Source organism: Burkholderia sp. 10_S31 (assembly GCF_056930375.1).
On record NZ_JBXOWK010000003.1, the window covers coordinates 2379253 to 2398405 of the forward strand.

Annotated in this window: 17 protein-coding genes and 1 tRNA gene; 11 read left to right on the top strand and 7 right to left on the bottom strand. The window is 68.5% G+C overall.

All coding sequences use genetic code 11. From position 1 onward, the window contains the following. The first annotated feature begins 13 nt into the window (after positions 1-13). Together AC1Z3W_RS31185 and AC1Z3W_RS31190 are read left to right on the top strand one after the other, a co-directional pair. On the top strand, positions 14-1246 hold the full coding sequence (locus tag AC1Z3W_RS31185) for an MFS transporter (RefSeq protein ID WP_483509265.1): 1233 nt from the start codon (positions 14-16) through the stop codon (positions 1244-1246). Beyond that, positions 1237-1359: a hypothetical protein gene (locus tag AC1Z3W_RS31190; protein WP_057929148.1), complete on the top strand. Its 123-nt coding sequence runs from the start codon at positions 1237-1239 to the stop codon at positions 1357-1359. The genes AC1Z3W_RS31185 and AC1Z3W_RS31190 overlap by 10 nt, the downstream gene beginning before the upstream one ends. Positions 1360-1407: 48 nt before the next feature. On the opposite strand, the gene AC1Z3W_RS31195 is transcribed toward AC1Z3W_RS31190, so the two are convergent. Continuing rightward, positions 1408-2886: a cryptochrome/photolyase family protein gene (locus tag AC1Z3W_RS31195; protein ID WP_483509266.1), complete on the bottom strand. Its 1479-nt coding sequence runs from the start codon at positions 2884-2886 to the stop codon at positions 1408-1410. A 366-nt stretch (positions 2887-3252) separates the two neighbouring features. Between AC1Z3W_RS31195 and AC1Z3W_RS31200 the strand changes: the two genes are divergently transcribed. After that, on the top strand, positions 3253-3732 hold the full coding sequence (locus AC1Z3W_RS31200) for an SRPBCC domain-containing protein (protein ID WP_175827247.1): 480 nt from the start codon (positions 3253-3255) through the stop codon (positions 3730-3732). 13 nt (positions 3733-3745) lie between these two features. After that, entirely contained in the window at positions 3746-4198 is a 453-nt protein-coding gene (locus AC1Z3W_RS31205) for a nuclear transport factor 2 family protein (protein ID WP_124835604.1), read from the top strand. A gap of 60 nt (positions 4199-4258) precedes the next feature. Here AC1Z3W_RS31205 and AC1Z3W_RS31210 read toward each other — a convergent pair whose 3' ends face one another. The 4 genes from AC1Z3W_RS31210 to AC1Z3W_RS31225 are packed head-to-tail and all read right to left on the bottom strand — an operon-like array spanning position 4259 to position 8388. After that, a complete protein-coding gene (locus AC1Z3W_RS31210; protein ID WP_124835605.1) occupies positions 4259-5239 on the bottom strand; it encodes an acetyltransferase in 981 nt (326 codons plus the stop codon). A 17-nt stretch (positions 5240-5256) separates the two neighbouring features. Beyond that, a complete protein-coding gene (locus AC1Z3W_RS31215) occupies positions 5257-6048 on the bottom strand; it encodes an SDR family oxidoreductase (protein ID WP_057929145.1) in 792 nt (263 codons plus the stop codon). A gap of 40 nt (positions 6049-6088) precedes the next feature. After that, positions 6089-7282, bottom strand: a complete 1194-nt coding sequence (locus AC1Z3W_RS31220; protein WP_483509267.1) for a sulfotransferase family protein — start codon at positions 7280-7282, stop codon at positions 6089-6091. Next, positions 7279-8388: a DUF1214 domain-containing protein gene (locus AC1Z3W_RS31225; protein WP_057929143.1), complete on the bottom strand. Its 1110-nt coding sequence runs from the start codon at positions 8386-8388 to the stop codon at positions 7279-7281. Before AC1Z3W_RS31225 ends, AC1Z3W_RS31220 begins: the two co-directional genes overlap by 4 nt. Before the next feature lie 156 nt (positions 8389-8544). On the opposite strand from AC1Z3W_RS31225, the gene cysD reads away from it, so the two are divergent. The 5 genes from cysD to AC1Z3W_RS31250 all read left to right on the top strand — a co-directional run bounded on the left by cysD (position 8545) and on the right by AC1Z3W_RS31250 (position 15599). Next, positions 8545-9675 carry a sulfate adenylyltransferase subunit CysD gene (gene cysD, locus AC1Z3W_RS31230; RefSeq protein WP_483509631.1) on the top strand — a complete coding sequence of 377 codons (1131 nt, stop codon included), beginning with the start codon at positions 8545-8547 and terminating at the stop codon, positions 9673-9675. After that, entirely contained in the window at positions 9675-11606 is a 1932-nt protein-coding gene (gene cysN, locus AC1Z3W_RS31235) for a sulfate adenylyltransferase subunit CysN (protein ID WP_124835609.1), read from the top strand. The genes cysD and cysN overlap by 1 nt, the downstream gene beginning before the upstream one ends. Positions 11607-11729: 123 nt before the next feature. Next, positions 11730-12917, top strand: a complete 1188-nt coding sequence (locus tag AC1Z3W_RS31240) for a helix-turn-helix transcriptional regulator (protein WP_124835610.1) — start codon at positions 11730-11732, stop codon at positions 12915-12917. A 236-nt stretch (positions 12918-13153) separates the two neighbouring features. After that, positions 13154-14563 (top strand): MFS transporter, encoded by a 1410-nt coding sequence (locus AC1Z3W_RS31245; RefSeq protein WP_409364327.1) that lies wholly within the window; start codon positions 13154-13156, stop codon positions 14561-14563. Continuing rightward, positions 14550-15599 (top strand): lactonase family protein, encoded by a 1050-nt coding sequence (locus AC1Z3W_RS31250; RefSeq protein WP_483509268.1) that lies wholly within the window; start codon positions 14550-14552, stop codon positions 15597-15599. Before AC1Z3W_RS31245 ends, AC1Z3W_RS31250 begins: the two co-directional genes overlap by 14 nt. An 83-nt stretch (positions 15600-15682) precedes the next feature. On the opposite strand, the gene AC1Z3W_RS31255 is transcribed toward AC1Z3W_RS31250, so the two are convergent. Next, on the bottom strand, positions 15683-16720 hold the full coding sequence (locus AC1Z3W_RS31255; RefSeq protein ID WP_057929137.1) for an AraC family transcriptional regulator: 1038 nt from the start codon (positions 16718-16720) through the stop codon (positions 15683-15685). 226 nt (positions 16721-16946) lie between these two features. On the opposite strand from AC1Z3W_RS31255, the gene AC1Z3W_RS31260 reads away from it, so the two are divergent. Then, on the top strand, positions 16947-18059 hold the full coding sequence (locus tag AC1Z3W_RS31260; protein WP_175827244.1) for a fatty acid desaturase: 1113 nt from the start codon (positions 16947-16949) through the stop codon (positions 18057-18059). Positions 18060-18084: 25 nt separating this feature from the next. Here AC1Z3W_RS31260 and AC1Z3W_RS31265 read toward each other — a convergent pair whose 3' ends face one another. Then, positions 18085-18705: an HAD family hydrolase gene (locus AC1Z3W_RS31265; RefSeq protein WP_057929136.1), complete on the bottom strand. Its 621-nt coding sequence runs from the start codon at positions 18703-18705 to the stop codon at positions 18085-18087. A gap of 226 nt (positions 18706-18931) precedes the next feature. Between AC1Z3W_RS31265 and AC1Z3W_RS31270 the strand changes: the two genes are divergently transcribed. Further along, positions 18932-19022, top strand: a tRNA-Ser gene (locus tag AC1Z3W_RS31270). Positions 19023-19153 lie beyond the last annotated feature (131 nt).

Below are 19153 nucleotides of genomic sequence, written 5' to 3' on the forward strand. Positions count from 1 at the left end.
TCCGGAGACACGCATGACCCCGATCGAACAAGACGCCCGGCGCCGCTGGCTGCCGGTGCTCACAGGCGGCCTGATCATGGGCGTCGCGCTCGGCATCCGCCACGTGCAGGGGTTGTTCCTCGCGCCCGTCACGCTCGACCACGGCTGGTCGCGCGAAGCGTTCGGCCTCGCGCTCGCGCTGCAGAACCTGATCTGGGGCATCGCGCAGCCGTTCACCGGGATGATCGCCGACCGCTTCGGGTCGGTGCGCGTGATCGTCGCCGGCATGCTGCTGTATGCGGCCGGTCTCGTCACGATGGCGCTGGCGGGGTCGGCCGGTGTGTTCACGGTCGGCGCGGGACTCGTGATCGGCATCGCGTTGTCGGGGTCGGCCTTCGCGTCGATCTACGGCGCGCTGAGCCGCCTGTTTCCGCCCGACCGGCGCGGCTGGGCGCTCGGCGTCGCGGGCGCGATCGGCGGGCTCGGCCAGTTCTGCATGGTGCCGGTCGCGCAGGTCCTGATCGGCGGCATCGGCTGGCAGCATGCATTCGTCGCGCTCGCCCTCGTCGCCGCGCTGCTCGCGCCGCTCGCCATGCTGGTGCGCGACCGGCCCGCGCAGGCCGCGAGCCGTGCGGACGGCCCCGACCAGTCGATCGGCGCGGCGGTGCGCGAAGCGTTTGCGCACCGTGGCTTCTGGCTGCTGAACGCGGGGTTCTTCGCATGCGGGTTCCAGCTCGCGTTCATCGCGACCCACCTGCCCGCCTACCTGGTCGATCACGGCCTGCCGGCGCGCCACGCCAGCGTCGCGCTCGCGCTGATCGCGCTGACCAACGTGGCCGGCACCTACGCGTGCGGCCATCTCGGCGGCCTGCTGCGGCGCAAGTGCGTGCTGTCCGTGCTGTATCTCGTGCGCGCGCTGGCGATGGCCGCATTCGTTGCGGCACCGTTGTCGCCCGCGAGCGTCTACGTGTTCGCGGCCGTGATGGGCTTCACGTGGCTCGGCACCGTGCCGCTGACCAACGGCGTGATCTCGCAGGTGTTCGGCGTGCGCTACATCGCGACGCTGTTCGGCTTCGTGTTCTTCGGGCACCAGCTCGGCAGCTTCTTCGGCGTGTGGCTCGGTGCGCTCGTATACGACGCGACGCATTCGTACCAGCCGCTGTGGATCGGCTCGATCGCGCTCGGCGTGCTGGCCGCGCTGCTGCACCTGCCGATCGACGACGCGCGCATCGCGCGTCCGGCGTCGGGCAAGGCCGCATGGGCGTGATCCGTGCCGCACTGGCCGCCGGCGTGCTCGCGTTCGTCGCGTGGTGCGGCGCGGCCTACTTCGATTCGGGCATCGCGCTCGCGCTGCTCGAACATGCGGCGTTCTGCGACTGACGCGGCAAGCCGCGCCGCACGCGAATGGCCGACGGCGCCGAGCGACGCCTAGTGACGCTTCGGCAGCGTGGCCAGCGCATCGAGCGCACGACGGCGCGCGCCGTCGTGATCGACGATCGGCGCCGGATAATCGACGTCGAGCCGCACGCCGGCCGCCGCAAGTTCCACCGGCGACGCTTCCCAGGGTGCATGGATCGCGGCCGCGTCGAGGCCCGCGAGTTCCGGCACCCAGCGGCGCACGTACGCGCCCTGCGGGTCGAACTTCCGGCCCTGCGTCACCGGATTGAAGATGCGGAAATACGGCGCGGCGTCGGCACCGCAGCCGGCCACCCATTGCCAGTTCGCCGGGTTGTTCGCGGCGTCCGCATCGACGAGCGTGTCGTAGAACCAGCGCTCGCCCGCCCGCCAGTCGATCAGCAGATGCTTGACGAGGAATGACGCAACGACCATCCGCACGCGGTTGTGCATCCAGCCGGTCGCCCACAGCTCGCGCATTCCCGCATCGACGAGCGGATAGCCGGTCAGCCCGCGCTGCCACGCGCGCAGCGCGGCGGGATCGTCGCGCCACGGCATCGCGTCGAACTGCGCGCGGAAGTTGTCGGTCGCGAGCGCCGGGAAGTGATACAGCAGCACGTGGCTGAATTCGCGCCAGCCGAGCTCGCTCAGGTATTTCTCGGCGCCGGCCGCGCAGGCCGCCCCGCCCGCCTGTGCGGCACCCTGCACCGCATGCCACACCTGTCGCGGCGACACGTTGCCGAAGCGCAGGAACGCCGACAGCCGGCTCGTCGCGAGCTGGTCGGGTCGATCGCGCATGTCGGCGTAGTCCGCCAGCGACTCGACCGGGAACGCGTCGAGCCGCGCGTGCGCGCCGGCTTCGTCGGGTGCCGGCCACGCATCGCGCAGACCGCCCGCCCAGTCCGGCGCGAGCGGGCGCAGCGCGAGCGCGTCGAGCGCCAGCGCGCGTTCGAGCACACCGGCCGGCCACGGATGAAACGCGATCCGAGCCGGCTCCGGCAGCGGCGCGGCCACCGTGCGATCGCGCCGCACCGCGCGCCAGTACGCGGTGAACACCTGGAACGGCGTGCCGGCGCCCGTCAGCACTTCCCACGGTTCGTTCAGCAGGCTGCAGTTGCTGCTGTCGACCTCGAGGCCACGCGCCTTCAGCGACGCCTTCAACGCCGCATCGGCATCGCGCTGCGGCTGCGCATAGCGGCGGTTCCAGTAGACGGCCGCCGCGCCCGTGTCGTGCACGATGCGGTCGATCTCGCGCCGCGCGTCACCGCGCAACAGCAGCAGGCGGCCGCCATGACGCGCAAGCGCGGCGTCGAGTGCCACGAGCGATCCGTGCAGCCACCAGCGCGCGGCACCACCGAGCGCGCGCCCCGCACCCTCACCCGTGTCGTCGACATACACGCATACGAGCGGCCGGCCCGATGCGACCGCGCGCGTCAGCGCGGGCTGGTCGGTCACGCGCAGATCGTCGCGGAACCACACGACGGCGGGAGCAACTGACGACTGGGCTGGCACGGGCACCTCGGGGCAGGAAACTGAACAGTAACCCGTATTGTCGCGGCCGGGTCGCGGGATGTCGATCGCTCGAATCGCATGCGCCGCCCGCTCGTGCGCGGTGCATCGGCAGCACCGCCGGAGTGCCGGACCGGTGAAACGCCTTAGTCCATTCCGACGATTCTTCGCCGCATGTGCCGGCCTACGCTCGATGTCGGGTTCGCCGCGCCGCGCTGTGCGGAATGCACCGGCCGCTAACCGGCCTCGCGTGTCGCACCCGCAGCGCCCGGCTGCGACCGTGCGGGACCGTTCCGTCCACCGCGGCACGCGCCCGGACGGACGTGCCCGCGCGCCCGTCCTCATCCTCAATCTCACCCGATACTCGCCATGACCAAACCAGCCAATCTCGTCACCTCGATCACCGTCGCAATCGACGCCCCCGCTGCCGTCGTCTGGGACGTGCTGACCGACTTCCCGCGCTACGGCGAATGGAACACGTTCTGCGTCGGCCTCGAAACGACCGGCCGGATCGGCGACTTCGTGCACATGCAGGTGCGTATTCCGGGCACGGAGATGGTGATTCCCGTCAACGAAATCCTCGTCGCGCGCGAGCCCGAGCGCCTGCTGTCATGGGAACAGCGCCCGACCGACGACAACCAGGACGCCGCGCGCCGCGACCAGTACGTCGAAGCCGACGGCGCCGAGCGTTGCCGCTACTTCACGACCGACCAGTTTCTTGGCATCAACGCGGAAACGATCATGCGCGAGCACGGCGGCTGGGTGAAACAGGGGTTTGACCAATGCGCGCGCGACGTGAAGCAGCGCGCGGAAGCGCTACATGCGGCACGCCGCCGCGAAAGCGCATGACGGAGCACCGCCGATGCCCGATCTGCAGACCCTCTCCGACCATCATGACATCCGCGAGCTGATCGTCGCGTATTCGAGCGCGATCGATGCGCGCGACTTCGACGCGCTCGATGCGGTGTTCACGCGCGACGCGGCGATCGACTATCGCGCGATGGGCGGCATCGCCGGCACTTATGCCGATGTGAAGGCGTGGCTGCGCACCGTGCTGCCGCAGTTTCCGCAGTACCAGCACATGGTCGGCAACCTGTCGATCACGCTCGACGGCGACACCGCGCGCGGCCGCACGATCTGCTTCAATCCGATGGAAGTCGTGCTGCCGGACGGCGGCACGCAGATGATGTTCCTCGGCCTGTGGTACGTCGACCGGTTCGTGCGTACCGCGCAGGGCTGGCGCATCGCGGAGCGCGTCGAGGAACGCTGCTACGACCACAACGTGCCGGCCGTGCTCGCGAACGCGACCGGCTGAAGCGGTGCGCCGCGCGCGCCGCGGCATCGCTGCACGGTGCGCGTGGCGCTGGCCCTCGGGTCAGTCGAGACGAAACGCCGCTTCGAAACGCTCGACGAACGTGTCGAACTCGGCTTCCGGCAGATGGTTGATGCCGCCCGCGCGCTTGCGCCCGCCGCCGGTCGGGAAGCCGCGGCAGAACTCGTCGGCGCCGAGCGGCCGGCCGTCGGGCACGCGCACGCTGACCACGAGCCCGCCCTGCGCACGCGGCGACAGCACCGCGAGCGCCGCATGCGGCGCATTGCGCATCCGCTCGTTCGCGAGCATCCCCGTCGCGCGTCGCGCCCACGGATGATCCGGCATCCTGATCAGCGTCGCGCCCGGCACGTCGCGCAGCGGCGCAAGCGCGCATGCCCGCGCCATGTCGTCGCGATAGCCGTCGCGCAGCGCGGCGAACACCGGCGTGCCGCGCACGAAGTCGAGCGGATCGACGCACGGCAGCATCGCATCGGCCAGCACCGCCGGATCGAAATGCAGGTCGCCGACGCAGTCGCCGTATGCGTTGTAGTTCAGGTAGAGCCCGAGTTCGGCCAGCGTGCAGCGTTCGACTTCGCCGATCCCCTGTTCGCGCGCGAGCGCGGCGCCGAGCGCCGGCAGCTCGTCGCCGAACGCCGCGACGATCGCCCAGCGCACATGGCGGCCGCCGAGATAGCGGTTCACCAGCGCGCTCGTGCAAACGTCGGCGCCCGTGTCGATATACGCATCGAAACGCGGAGCGCCGGGCAGCTCGCCGGCGAAGTGATGATCGAAGTAGCGAACCGCCGCGCCGTCGCGCAACAGCCGCGCGCATGCGTCGCGGTTCTGGTCGTGCGACACGTCGAGCACGGTCACGCGCTCGCCGGAGCGCGCATCGATCCGCTCGAGCAGCTTGATGTCGCGCTTCACGCCGGTCACGAGCGTGCCGCATTCGCCTTCCGCGAGCCGCAGCTGCTGCAGCGCGCACAGGCCGTCCGCATCGCCGTTGAACGCGAAAAAATGCCGTCCCTGTTGGTTTGCCTGCATGATTCGTTGCTCCATCCTCAGGGCATGAAATCTCCGCCGTTCGCATCCAGCGTCGCGCCGGTCACCGCATTCGCATAATCCGACGCGAGAAACAGTGCCGCGCGTGCGCAATCGTCGTCGGTCGGCAGCTTCGCGAGCGCGATGTTCGATGCGATCGGCGCGACGATCTCCTCCTCCGTCATCCCGTACTCGGCTGCCGCCTGCCGGAAATACGTCTGCGTCGGCACGCCCCACATCCACCCCATGTGGATGCTGTTCGCGCGGATTCCGTGCACGCCGAGCTCGCGCGCCAGGTATTTTGCCGCAACCGCGAGCGCGCCCTTCGATACAGCGTAGCCCGATTCCCCTGCAAACGGCTTGCGGGTTGCCTGCGTGTTGATCATCACGATCGCGCCGCGCTTGTGCCGCTTCATGTGCGGCACGATTTCCTGCGTGAGCGTCATCGTGCCGAACACATTGGTGTCGAACACCGCGCGCCAGCCGTCGAGATCGGCTTCCTCGACCGCCTCCGGAAACGTGCCGTGCACGAATGCGCTGTTCACGAGCGCGTCGATCCGGCCGAAGCGCTCGACCGCCTGCGTCGCGAGCCGGCGGCACTGCGCGCGCTCGGCGATGTCGGTGCGCACCTTCAGCACGTCGCACGCCACACCGAGTTCGCGGATCCGTGCCTCCGCATCGTCGAGCTTCTCCATCGTGCGTGCCGCGACGACGACGCCGCACGCACCCTCGCGCGCCGCCTCGACGGCAAGCTTCACACCGAGCCCCGGCCCGATCCCGGAAATCACGACGATCTTGTCCTTCAGCAACATGGTTTGTCTCCTGGTTGTCGTTGGTCCCACGCGTGCGCCGTCAGCCGGCCGCCTGCAGGTGCCGCGCGCGATACGCGGCGAAGTCGCGCGCCAGTTGCGCATCGGTGAAGCCGAAGCGCGCGATCGAATAGTCGTGCGCGGCGCGCTTGTCGCGGCCATTGCGCGCCATCCAGTCCGTCATCGCCGCGCGCTGCCGTGCATCGAGCGGCATGCCGGCAAAGCGGTACACGGCTTGCGCGACGCCGAGCGGATTCGATACGGTGTCCTCGAAACGCACGTCGAGAAACCGCTCGGCCGGCAGCGCGTCGCGCGCCGCCATCGCCGCGCCGATCGCGCGCGCCATCCCCGCGTTCCACTGCGCGCCGACCGTGCGCGGATCCGGGTCGTCCGCATACATCTGCCACAGCGTGTGCGCCATGCTCGCCATCGACGGAATCGTCTGCGCCGGGTCGCGGTGCGTGAGCACCACCTGCGCGCGCGGGAACACGCGGCACAGCACGTCGAGCGCATGCAGGTGCTGCGGCGTCTTCAGCAGCCAGCGCTCGGCCGGCGCTACGCCGCGCTGCACCTTCTGCCATTGCAGGAACTGCAGCATCCGCTTCAGGTACACATAGACCGGCGTCAGGTCCTGCTTCGCGAGCCATGCAGTATAGGTCGGCACGTTCGCGTACGAATCCATCGCGCACACGAACGAATGCTCCATCAGCATGAACTCTTCGTCGGCAAGCATCGCATCGAGCGGATGAATTGTCAGGATCTGCGGAATACAGTCGATCATCGTCGCCACCTCGGCCTGCGCGCGCGCGATGCGCACGGTCGGCGCGTCGAGCGTCTCGCCGGCGAGCGGCGCCGGATAGCGCGTCTCCCACCACGCGGCCGAATGAAAGCGCGGATCGACGGCGAGCAGCCGCTGCAGCAGTGTCGTGCCGGTGCGCGGCAGCCCGACGATCACGAGCGGATCGTCGATCTCGATGTCGGCGATCTCCGGATGGCGACGGCAGTAGTACTCGACGACGAGCCGGTTCACGAGCTGGCCGACGAGCTTCTCGCGCATCATCTCCACGCCGCGCGCGGACAGGTTCGCATCGTCGACCAGCGATGCGCACATCACGTCGAGCGCGTCGCGATACGGCCCGTCGCCGAACGCGGTGAGCCCGCTGGTGCGCGACACGGCCTCGGCGATCAGCCCGTCGGCGTCGAACTGCGGGCGGATCGGGTCGAGCGGCGCGTTCATGCGGCCTCCTTCAGCGTGGCGAGCTTGACGACGCGCGTGCGCGGATGCACCGGCTGCGCGGCGCCGACCCAGCGCCAGCAGATCGTGCCGGTACGATGCCCGGCCGTATCGAGCCAGTTCGCGTCGCCCGGCCGCGACGCGGCGACCACCACCGTCACGCCGCCGTCGGCATTCCGCCGCGCGCCGTGCTTGTTCACGCAGATGTCGAAGTGCCGGTAGTCGAGCGACTCCATCCAGTAGTTGTTGAGCTGCACGTTCCAGAAATCGCAGTCGGGCACCGTGTCGACGTCGATCACAAGCGCCTCGTCGTCGGCCAGCGACCAGCGCGAGTGGTAGTAGTAGATGTTCGGATCGCCACCGACCGCCTGGCACAGCGCCTGGTCCGCGGGCGGCAGCGCGTTCACGTGCGCCCCGTAGCTCGCGGCCCAGTCGGCGAACAGCTTCGACGTCTGCTCGACGAACTGCGCGGCGCGCGCGAGGCCGCCCTGCAGCGCGAGCGCATCGAGCGGTGCCGGGCGATCGTCGGCACCGATGCGCGCGATCTTCAGTTGCGCCGGCGTCTCCGCGCGCCGGTCGAGGAAAGTCTGGCGCACCAGCAGCGCGTTCGTGCCCGGCTCCATGCGAACCCAGTTGCCCGCGCGCGGCGTCTCGCTCAGCACGATCTCGAAGCTGCCGTCCGGTGCGATCTCGAGCTGCTTCGCATCGAGAAAGCCTGTCTGCAGCATCTTGCCGTCCGTCTCGTAGCCGCCCTTCTGCGTGCCGAAGCTCAGGTATGCGACCGTGCCGCGCTGCCCCGTCACGCGATATTCGCAGCGGCCGTCGAGGCGCGCGTACTGGTACAGGTTGTCGGGATTGTCGGCACCGATCTTCGCGGTCTCGTGCGACGGCGAGAAGAAGCCGGGCCACGCGCCGTCCGCGAACTCGACGTGCATTTCGAGCGCGATGCGCATCAGCCGGCTCAGATAGCGGAAACCTTCCGCACGCGTAAGCGGATCGTCCGGCGCCTCGGCGCGCAGGATCTGCTGTCCGCTGCGTTTCAGGGTGTCGCAGAAATCGGCCCAGGTCTGGCCCGAAAGCAATTGCGTGGCACGTGTGTCGTCCGTCATGTGTCGTCTCCGCCGATGGTCGAGCGCTCACCTTAAGCGAGCGCCGCGCGCGCCACTTCGTCCGGGTGGACTAAGGAAAGATCCGCTGCACGGCCGCGCCGGGGCAGCGCCTGTTCCGGCCAATGACGGACTTGAGAACGTGCGTTGCCGGACGCAGTGCAAGGAGCGCGGAGTGCCGTTTGGCCGAGCCAAACCAGCGACGCGCGACGCCCCAATGCGGCCGGCAACGCACGTTCCCCTGATCGAAAAAATGACTTGTGGGGCTGGCCGGAACAGGCCCTTCTAGTCCACCCGGACGAAGAGCGGCACCACCCTCGCTCGATACCTTGGCGTCATGCACGAAACGCCGCACATGTCGCGCGGCGCCGGCATGAAACAAGGAGACGAACGATGTTGACCCACTTGGAGCGACTGGAGGCCGAAAGCATCCACATCATGCGCGAGGTGGTCGCGGAAAGCGAAAACCCGGTGATGCTCTATTCGATCGGCAAGGACAGCTCGGTCATGCTGCATCTGGCGATGAAGGCGTTCTACCCGGCCAGGCCGCCCTTTCCGCTGCTGCACGTCGATACGACGTGGAAGTTCCGCGAGATGATCGCGTTTCGCGACGAGACGGCCGAGCGCCTCGGCCTCGACCTGCGCGTGCACGTGAACCCGGATGGCGTGTCGAACGACATCAATCCGTTCACGCATGGCTCGGCCGTGCACACCGACGTGTGGAAGACCCAAGGGCTCAAGCAGGCGCTCGACCACTACGGCTTCGACGCCGCGTTCGGCGGTGCACGCCGCGACGAGGAGAAATCGCGCGCGAAGGAGCGCATCGTATCGCTGCGCTCGGAGCAGCATCGCTGGGATCCGAAGCGCCAGCGTCCCGAACTCTGGTCGCTGTACAACGCGCGCAAGCGCAAGGGCGAAAGCCTGCGCGTGTTCCCGATTTCCAACTGGACCGAACTCGACATCTGGCAGTACATCCGGCTGCACGATATTCCGATCGTGCCGCTCTACTACGCGAAGGAACGGCCGGTGGTCGAGCGCGACGGCGCACTGATCATGGTCGACGACGAACGCCTGCCGCTGCGCGAAGGCGAAGTGCCGCAGATGCGCAAGGTGCGCTTTCGCACGCTCGGCTGCTATCCGCTGACGGGCGCGATCGACAGTGACGCGACATCGCTCGACGACATCCTGCAGGAGATGCGCGACACGCGCACGTCCGAGCGCCAGGGACGGCTGATCGACAGCGATTCGGCCGGTTCGATGGAAAAGAAGAAACAGGAGGGATATTTCTGATGGCACACGTTCTCACCGCGCCCGACACGCGCACGCACGCGACGCCCGACATGCACGCCGACGATGCGCAGATGAAGGACCTGCTGCGTTTCATCACCTGCGGCAGCGTCGACGACGGCAAGAGCACGCTGATCGGCCGCCTGCTCTACGAATCGAACATGCTGTTCGACGATCAGCTCACCCAGCTCGAGGCCGATTCGAAGAAGGTCGGCACGCAAGGCGGCGAGCTCGATTTCGCGCTGCTCGTCGACGGCCTGTCGGCCGAGCGCGAACAAGGGATCACGATCGACGTCGCATACCGCTTCTTCGCGACCGAGCGGCGCAAGTTCATCGTCGCCGATACGCCCGGCCACGAACAGTACACGCGCAACATGATCACCGGCGCGTCGACCGCCGATCTGGCAGTGATCCTGATCGACGCGCGCAAGGGCGTACTCACGCAAACGCGCCGCCACAGCCACCTCGTCGCGCTGATCGGCATCAAGCGCGTCGTGCTCGCGATCAACAAGATGGACCTGGTCGACTACAACCGCACGGTGTTCGAGCGCATCGACGCCGAGTATCGCGCGTTCGCGGCCGAGCTCGGTCTCGCGGATATCGTCAGCATTCCGATGTCCGCGCTGCGCGGCGACAACGTGATCGCGCCAGGTGCGCGGATGCCGTGGTACGCGGGCCCGACGTTGATGCAGCATCTCGACACGCTGCCGCTCGTCGAGCGCGTGACGCGCGACGAGCCGTTCCGGTTGCCAGTGCAATGGGTCAACCGTCCGCACCTGAACTTCCGCGGCTATGCCGGCAGCATCGTGTCGGGCGAAGTCCGCGTCGGCGAACGCGTGCGCGTGCTGCCGGCCGGCAAGGAAAGCCGCGTCGCGTCGGTGATCACGCCGGCCGGCGAAGCCGACGTCGCGCGCGCCGGCGAAGCGGTGACGCTCACGCTCGCCGACGAAATCGACATCAGCCGCGGCGACATGATCGCGCGTGCCGACGCGCCGCCGGAAGTGGCCGACCAGTTCGAGGCGACGCTCGTGTGGATGCACGACGAACCGCTGCTGCCGGGCCGGCCGTATCTCGTGAAGCTCGGCACGCAGACGGTCGGCGCGACCTGCGCGACGCCGAAGTACAAGATCGACGTGAACACGCGCGAGCATCTCGCCGCGCGCACGCTCGCACTGAACGAGATCGGCGTGTGCAACCTGAGCTTCGACCGGCCGGTCGCGTTCGATCCGTACGACCGGAACCGCCACACCGGCGGCTTCATCGTGATCGACCGCTTCACCAACGACACGGTCGGCGCCGGGATGCTGCACTTCGCGCTGCGCCGCGCGCACAACGTGCACTGGCAGGCCGTCGACGTCGACCGCGACGCGCGCGCGGTGCAGAAGGCGCAGACGCCGCGCATCGTGTGGCTGACCGGGCTGTCGGGCGCGGGCAAGTCGACGATCGCGAACCTCGTCGAACAGCGGCTGCATGCGCTCGGCAAGCACACCTACCTGCTCGACGGCGACAACGTGCGGCACGGACTCAACCGCGATCTCGGCTTCACCGAGGCCGATCGCGTGGAGAACATCCGGCGCGTGGCCGAAGTCGCGCGGCTGATGCTCGATGCCGGGCTCATCGCGCTCGTGTCGTTCATCTCGCCGTTCCGCGCCGAACGCGAGATGGCACGCGCGCTGGTCGGCCCAGACGAGTTCGTCGAGGTGTTCGTCGATACGCCGCTCGCGGTCGCCGAGGAGCGCGATCCGAAGGGCCTGTACAAGAAGGCGCGCAAGGGCGAGCTGAAGCACTTCACGGGCATCGACTCGCCGTACGAGCCGCCCGCGCAGCCCGAACTGCGCGTCGATACGGTGACGGAGTCGCCGGAAGCCGCGGCGGACCGCATCGTCGCGTACCTGCTGCGCGAACGCGCGGTATCAGCGGTATCGGCGACATAAGGCAGCACAAGCACCGCCGCACGGCCACGGCCCGCGTCGTCTACTCCGTTCGGATGACGCGGGCCGCTGGCCGGTCGGTATGCTGGGCCGGAAGCATTCACCTCGACCCAGGAGAACACGAGCATGCGGATCGCGCTGGCGCCCGATGACACGGCCGCACACGACGGTTTCGACGACGCGGCATGGACGGCCCGCGAACTCAGCGCGTGGCTCGGGCTCATCTATCAGGGCCCGTCCGAAACGACGCCGTGGGCGGGCTTCCTGGAAGCGATGCGCGCGCGGCTCGACGCGAGCTTCACGACGCTCGTGCTGCGCAACCCCGGCGGCTCGCGGCGCGGGCTCATCATCAACGCATCGGCCCATGGCCCGCTGCTGCCCGGCGAGCCATCGTACAGCGAGCAGTTCTACGCACTGTGCCCGTTTCTCGACCAGCCGCCCGGCCAGGTGTTCACGGCCGACGGGCTGTTCGGCGCCACCCGGTGGTGCTCGCACGATTTCTACCGGCAGTACCTGCAGCCGCTCGACCTGCGCTTCATCCTGGGCGCGAACCTGCGCGGCGAGCGCGGTGTCGAGTGCGCGTTCTTCGTGAGCCGCGCGCATCGCGGCCGCGATTTCGACGCGGCCGAACGCGCGCAGGTCGCGACGCTGCTGCCGCACCTGCAGCGCGCGGTCGAACTGCACGCGGCGCTCGACGTGCTCGACGCCGAGCGCGCGCTGTACGCGGGCACGGTCGACAGGCTCGACGTCGGCACCGCGATCCTCGACGAGGACGGCCGAGTGATCAAGCACAACCGCATCGCCGAGCGGCTGATCGAGCAGCAGGACGGCCTGTGCCTGCGCCAGGAACGGCTTCATGCGTCGTGCCCGCTTGACGAGCGCCGGCTGCAGAAGGCGCTGCAGGCCGCGCTCGAGCATTTCCGCGCGGGCGCGCTCGGTCGCATCGAGGCCACCACGCTGTCGCGCCCCGGCGGCGCGATGCCGTTGAACGTGCTGCTGCGCCCGCTCGCGCCGTATCGCGGCGCGGAGGACCGCCAGCACCGGCCGGCCGTCGCGGTGTTCGTGCGCGATCCGGCGTCGTCGCCGCAGACCTCGCGCGACATGCTGCACCGGCTGTTCCGGCTCACGCCGATGGAAACCGAGATCGCGCTGCTGCTCGTCGACGGCCTGACGCTCGACGAAGCGGCCGCCGCGACCGGCATCACGAAGAACACCGCCCGCGCGCACCTGCGCGGCATCTTCGCGAAGACGGGCGCGACGCGGCAGGCCGTACTCGTGAAGACGCTGCTGAACAGCGTCGTGTCGATGGCGTAGCGCTCGCCGCGGGAAGCCGGCCGAATGCCTTGGGGGCGAATCCCTTCAGAGCACTGAGCAACACCCTGCGCCGGCGGACTGCCAACCGATGTCATACGTCATCAGATGTGATTGGCTCCGATACTATCTTCATGATATTCCCCGCTATTTGGGCATATTTCGGGTAAACCCGCGACGTCAGGCCGTCATCTCAGGCGTACCATGTCATACGACGACATACTACTTAAATCCCCCCGATGCCGACGCGGGCCACCGCCCCGTTCGCCGTCCGACCGGAGACTCCCTTGACCTCGCCCGCCCTGTCCGGCCGCGACCCGCTCGCGTCCGCCATCTCGAAAGTGAAATGGCACGTGCTGCCGCTCGTGCTGATCATGTTCATCGCGAACTACATCGACCGCGTGAACGTCGGCTTCGTCGATCGCCACCTCGAAGCGTCGATCGGCATCGGCGCGGCCGCGTACGGGCTCGGCGCCGGCCTGTTCTTCGTCGGCTACGCGCTGTTCGAAGTGCCGTCGAACCTGCTGATGCAGCGCTACGGCGCACGCATCTGGCTCGCGCGGATCATGGCGACGTGGGGGATCGTCGCGGCCGCGATGGCGTTCGTGTGGAACGACACGTCGTTCTATGTGTTGCGCTTCCTGCTCGGCGCGGCCGAGGCCGGCTTCTTCCCCGGCGTCGTGCTGTACCTGTCGCAATGGCTGCCGCCGCAGGAACGCGGCAAGGCGATGGCGATCTTCCTCGGCGGTTCCGCGTTCGCGTCGGTGCTGTCCGGGCCCGTCACCGGCGCGCTGCTGTCGATCCACGGCTTCGGCCTGCAGGGCTGGCAATGGATGTTCCTGATCGAAGGAATGTTCTCGGTCGCGCTGTGCGGCGCAAGCTGGCTGCTGCTGAAATCACATATTCGCGACGCGACGTGGCTCAGCGCCGACGAACGCGCGGCACTCCAGAACGCGCTCGACGCGGAGCGCGCGACACGCGATGTGCGCTCGAAGGTGCAGGTATCGGCCGCCACGCTGCTGCGCGACCCGCAGATCATGCTGTTCTGCTTCCTGTATTTCGCGATCCAGCTGACGATCTACGCGGCCACCTTCTGGCTGCCGACGATCATCCGCAAGATGGGCGGCCTCACCGACTTCCAGGTCGGCCTCTACAACACGATTCCGTGGATGATCGCGATCGGCGCGATGTATGGTTTCGCGGTGCTGTCCGCGAAGTGGAAGCATCCGCAGCGCTGGCTGTCGTTCGCGCTCGTGCTCGCCGCGTGCGGGCTGTTCGCGTCGACCTCGCACGATCCCGTCTGGTCGTTCGCGTCGATCTGCTTCGCCGCGCTCGGCTTCAAGGCCGCGTCGTCGCTGTTCTGGCCGATCCCGCAGGGCTATCTCGACACGCGCGTGGCCGCGGCCGTGATCGCGCTGATCAACTCGATCGGCAACCTCGGCGGCTTCGTCGCGCCGACGGCATTCGGCTATCTGAAGCAACATACGGGTTCGATCACGGGCGGCCTGTATGCGCTCGCGATCGCATCCCTCGTCGCCGCGGTCGCCGCGCTGTTCGCTCGCACGCACCGGCGCAGCGATCCGCCGCGCGGCCTGCCGGCCGACGAGTCCTTCACGAACACCGCGATGCTCCGCCATGCCGAACACTGACCGCCTGACCGTCGTCGTCTCGAATGCCGCCGACGGCGACCTCGCCACGTTCTCGCTCGCGCCCGACGGCGCGCTCGCGCCGCTCACCCGCTACCCGGCCGGCGACGTCGCGATGCCCATCGCCGTGCAGCCCGATCGCGCGCGGCTGTACGTCGCGACGCGCGGCGAGCAGCCGACGATCGTCGCGTTCCGCGTCGCGACGAGTACCGGCGCGCTTGCACGCATCGGTGCAACCGCGATCGACGCGAGCCACGCGTACCTGTCGCTCGACCGCAGCGGCCGCTGGCTGCTCGGCGCGTCGTACGGCGGCAATTCGCTGAGCCTCTACGACGCCGCCCGCATGCGCGACGGCGACGGTGCGCCGCTGCAGGTCGCGCACGACATCGCGAACGCGCACGCGGTCGTCGTGTCGCCGGACAACCGGTTCGCGTATGTCAGCTCGCTCGGCTCCGACCGGATCTTCACGTTCGCGCTCGTCGAGGATGCCGGCGGCCTGCGTGCGCTCGAACACGGCGAAACGCGCGTGCCGGGCGGCTTCGGGCCGCGCCACCTGCGCTTCGCGCGCGACGGCCGTGCGCTCGTCGCGGTCAGCGAGTTCCAGGCCACGCTCGCGACCTTCGCGCGCGACGCCGAAAGCGGCCGCCTCGGCGACGCACAGATCAGCGCGCGCCACCCGGCCATCGCCGATCTCGCGCAAGGCCATGCGCGCCCGCCCGCGCCGACCGAGCCCGCCGTGTGGGCCGCCGATCTCCACCTGACGCCCGACGAGCGCTTCGCGTATGTCGGCGAACGCACGTCGAGTCAGTTGCTCTGCTATCGCCGCGATGCGCACGGCTGCTTCGAACCCGCGCACGCGACGGCCACCGAAACGCAACCGCGCGGCTTCGCGATCGATCCGTCGGGACGCTGGCTCGTCGCGTGCGGCGAACAGTCGGAACATGTGTCGGTCTACGCGATCGCGCAGCACGACGGCACGCTGGCATTGCGCGCGCGCGTGCCGGGCGGCCGCGGGGCGAACTGGGTTGCGATCGTCTGATCTGATCGGTCGCATGGCCGCTGGATCGATGGATTGACGTCGCGGCACACGGCCGGCACCGGCCCGCGCCGCCCGGCGCGCAATCAGCGCCGCTCGCTCGGCGCGACGCCGGTCCAGCGCTTGAACGCCCGCGTGAAATTCGCGCGATCGGTATAGCCGACCCGCGCCGCGATCTCGTCGACCGGCAGGCGCGTGCCCTCGAGCAAGCGGAGCGCATCGCGCAGCCGGATCTCGTCGAGCAGCGCCGAATAGGTCGCGCCGAATTCCGCGAGCTTGCGTTTCAGCGTACGCGCCGATACGTGAAGTTCGCGCGCGACCGCGTCGACCGATGGATAGCCGGCCTCGCCGCAGATCAGCAGGTTGCGCACGCGCTCGACGATGCTTTCCGCATAACCGAGCCGCGCGAGCTCGGCCTCGCATTGCTGGACGATCATCTGCGCCGTCTGCGCGTTCGCGGTGCCGATCGGCTCGTCGAGCAGCGCGGCGTCGCAGCGGATACGGTTCGCACGCGCGTCGAAATGACAGCGCGGCAGCCGCGCCCGATAGCGCTCGAACCACGGCGGCTCGGGCCATTCGAAATGCAGCTCCGCACGCGATTGCAACGTGCGGCCTGGCGCGGGATCGAGCAGCGAGTTGAACAGGATCGCCGTCTCGACCAGGAAGTTCTCCACCGCGAACTGGCGCAGCCGCCCGAGCGGAAACGCCTCGAGCACGTCGATGTCGACGATCCCGTCGAGTTGCGCGAGCCTCACCGAAAAGAACGGTACGCGCGTCGGCAAATAACGGATGCCGAGCGCGATCGCCTCGCCGAGCGTTGCGCAACTCATCAGCCCGAAGCCGATCAGCCCGGATTTCGTCAGACTGCTGCGCAGGCCGATCTCGATTGCGATCGACGGATCGTTGGTCGCATCGAGCAGGTTGAACACGATCGCGGCCTGCTGCAGCGGCGTGATGCGCGCATCGGGCTGGGCGAGCCGGTCGCGCTCGACGCCCGAGCCGGCGAGAATGCGGCCGCCATCGATGCCGCGCTCCTCGGCGAGCATCAGCATGAACAGTGCATACGCGGACGATACCGTCGCCTTGTTCAGCTGGCGCGCGGCATCCGGAACGGACAGGGCCATGCGGAGGACTCCGGAGCGGTTTCGGCGGATTGTAGCGTCGCTGGCCCGCAATGACACCACGGCGGCACTCTAGCCGCACGAGGCTGCATCGGGCGCTCGTGCACCAGCCATCGCGGCCCGAAATGACACCATCATTGGCACCGGCGGCCCTCGCGTGCGCAACGGGGCACGCCTATGCTTGTCACATCGGCATTGCACCCCACTCTTTCCGCACGGATTCCGGTCGATGAGCCAACCCGCACGAACCGTCTTTCGCCACGACGCCGACAAGGTCGCGTATGTCCGTCGAGAGGTCAACGCCGCGAGCGACTCGATCCGCGCGCGCTTTCCGCTGCTCGACAACCAGAACCTCGTCGGCGCGACCGTGATGGCCGTGTCGGTGAGCGCGATGCTCGCGATCGCGTGGCTGTATGCGCGCGGCGCGATCGCATGGTACGTCGCGCTGCCGCTCGCCGCGTTCGTCGCGTCGCTGATCCACGAACTCGAGCACGACCTGATCCATCTGATGTACTTCAGGAAGACGCCGTGGGCCTATCACCTGATGATGGCGCTGTGCTGGCTCACGCGGCCGGGCACGATCAACCCGTGGACACGCCGGCGCATGCACCTGCATCACCACAAGGTGTCGGGCGGCGAATCGGATCTCGAGGAATTCGGCATCACCAACGGCGAGCGCTGGGGTGTGAAGCGGATGCTGATGATCGCGGACGGAATGCTCGCCGTCGTGCTGCGGCCGGATGCGATGCGCCGCAAGGTCAAGCAGTATGTCGCCGCGCAGCCGGTGCGGGATGCGTCCGAACGCGTGCAATTGCGCGTCGAGCAGGTGTCGTCCTACATGCCGATCGGTCACGCGTACTACGCGCTGTGGCACGCATTCATCGTCTATCACGCCGGCCTGTTCGCGCTGCATGCGTTCGGCTATGCGGTGACCGTGCCGGCCGTCGTCGAGCGCGTGATGCACGTCGTCGATTTCCTTGCGGTCGTGTGGCTCGGGCCGAACTTCGTGCGCAGCTTCTGCATCAATTTCGTCAGCTCGAACATGCATTACTTCGGCGACATCGACTCGCGCAACGTGATCCAGCAGACCCAGGTACTCAACCCGTGGTGGATGCTGCCGTTCCAGCTGTTCTGCTTCAACTTCGGCAGCACGCACGCGATCCATCACTTCGTCGTGCGCGATCCGTTCTACATCCGGCAGCTGACCGCGCGCACCGCGCATGCGGCACTGCGTGAGGTCGGCGTGCGGTTCAACGACGTCGGCACGTTCAAGCGGGCGAATCGCTGGGGCGCGTATCGTCCGGCTCGCAGCACGCACGGCGGGCAGCGGGCCGACGCGTAATAGCGGCGCCGGCGCTGTCGATCCATCAGTCGCCGATCGGCGGCATCGGCCCCTGCCCGCGAATCCACGCCCAGTTCGCGAGCTCGGCCATTTCCTTGTCGCCGCGGCTGTCACCGTACGCGAACAGTTTCCCGGGCGCCTGATTGCCCCACCAGCCGCGCAAGCGCACGACCTTCTGCGGGCCCCAGCAGTTCTCGCCGTTCAGCCGCCCGGTGAACGTGCCGCGCTCGAATGCGAGGCGCGTCGCGAGCACCGTGTCGATGCCCGCCGTCCTCGCCCACTTCTCCAGATACAGCGACGGCGACGCGCTGACCAGCACGACTTCGTGTCCGCGCGCGCGATGCTCGCGCACCCGTTCCAGCATGTCCGGACGCACGAGGTTCGGCAGATAGCTGTCGACGAACCGCAGCGCCACTGCATCGAGCGCGTCCTCGCGGATCGCCCCGAACGCAAACCACGCGAACTTCGCCTTCGCGTCGCCGCGCGACAGCAGCCCGGCCTTCATCGCGGCGATCCACGGCAGCGCACGCAGCCCGGCCCACGCGAAGCGCGGCGTGCCGACCGCGTAGCGGACGAAATGGCGGAAGCTGTCGGTGGTCGTGATGGTGCCGTCGAAATCGAATGCGGCGACGATGCGGTCAGTCATGGAGAATCGGCGGGAAAGCAATGAGATGCCCGGGAAGATAACAGACTCGGGCCGCGCGCCACGCGACGCCAGACCGGGGAACCCCGCTACCCCGCTCGCGGGGTCGGCATTCGAGGCGAGGCGGGCGCGCCGCTGCGGCCGCTGTAAGGAGTTCCTGACCGATTTCGGTGGATCGTCGAAGGGAGTGGCGGGCGGCCGCCAGAGTTTGCTATACTCTCGGTCTTCCGGAGAGATGGATGAGTGGTTTAAGTCGCACGCCTGGAAAGCGTGTATAGGTTAATCGCCTATCGGGGGTTCGAATCCCCCTCTCTCCGCCAGAGACACTAGCAAAGACGGGCCTCTCGGCCCGTTTTTCGTTTGCCCCCCGCCAAAGAGCCCGCCAATCGTCGGCGGGGCTGTCCTTGCTCAAACCACACTCGTCGAGAGCAAGCACCTTCCTCGCGATTTC